This window comes from Campylobacter sp. IFREMER_LSEM_CL2256, assembly GCF_025771645.1.
Lineage (GTDB): Bacteria > Campylobacterota > Campylobacteria > Campylobacterales > Campylobacteraceae > Campylobacter_D.
This window is the reverse complement of record NZ_JAKMQQ010000032.1, coordinates 1-1,165: the sequence shown is the minus strand read 5'-3', so window position 1 is coordinate 1,165 and position 1,165 is coordinate 1. Positions and strand designations below refer to the sequence as shown.

Here is a 1,165-nt window from a genome sequence, read left to right as displayed (position 1 = left end):
AGCTATATCTGATAATGTAAACAGAATAGCTAATGATATCTTAGAGGATGCTAGAAAGAAAAAGTTTTAAATAATTAACTAAACCCTTAATGGGTTTAGTTTGATATAAAGGTGGATTGATTAGTAAACTAATTAGCTTAGTAAGACTTTCAAATTTATTTCTTCAAATTAACAATCTTTTTACAGAATTTACAATATTAAATCACAATTAATTTTTCATTGCAAAAAATATTTTTATAATTACAAAAATATTTTATAGGAGAAAAGCAGTGAAAAGTGTTAAATTAAAAGTTGCTTTGATTGCAAATATCATAGCAATTGTATGCCTTTTGATTCTAGGAATTGTAACATTTATTTTTGTTAAAGATGCTCTTTTTCAAGAAATTGTTAATTCTGAGCAAAATCGTTTAATTTCTACAAAAAATCTTATGGTTAATTTCAAAGATGATACATCCGATTCATTAAAAAAACTAAGCGAAACTATACTTAGACACCCTTATTCTGATTTAAATTCTGCTGAAAAATTAATGGATAACATAGGCTATCAATTAAGATCATTCAGAGATTCTGGTAATTTTCTAGCGGTTTATCTAGCTCAACCAAATGGAGAATTAATAGTAAGTGATCCAGATAGCGATAGCAAAGGCTTAGACTATGGAATTTATGGAAAAGCTGATAATTATGATGCAAGAACAAGAGAATTTTATATAGAGGCAATGAAAAATAATAGCCTATATATCACTCCTTCTTATATTGATGTTACAACAGGCTTGCCTTGCTTTACTTATGCCATGCCAATATACAAAGATGGTAATTTTATAGGAGTGTTAGCAATCGATATTTTGGTTAAAGATTTAGAAGATAGTCTTAAACAAATGCCAGGTGCGTCTTTTATTTATGATAAAAATCGTTTTTCATTTGTTTCAACAAATAAAAATTATATTGGAAGCGATCCAAATGTTGCTATTGTGGCGGATGGATTTAGCAAAGTAAAAGATGGTGAACCATTCTTTTATACTAGCAAAGAAGGAAATGAAAGACTTGCAATGTGTGATAACATAGATGGATATACAGTATGTAATATGGCGTATATTGATACAATTTCTCAATCAAGTGAGAAAATAGCTTATATACAAGCCATTATAGTTATTTTTACAAGTATTAT

General features: G+C 27.7%; 1 protein-coding gene. It reads left to right on the top strand.

Annotation, left to right across the window (positions count from 1 at the left end; all coding sequences use genetic code 11):
• Window positions 1–269: 269 nt before the first annotated feature.
• Window positions 270–1,165: cache domain-containing protein (locus tag L8U00_RS07770; RefSeq protein ID WP_263709112.1), on the top strand; the 896-nt coding region annotated here is incomplete at its 3' end.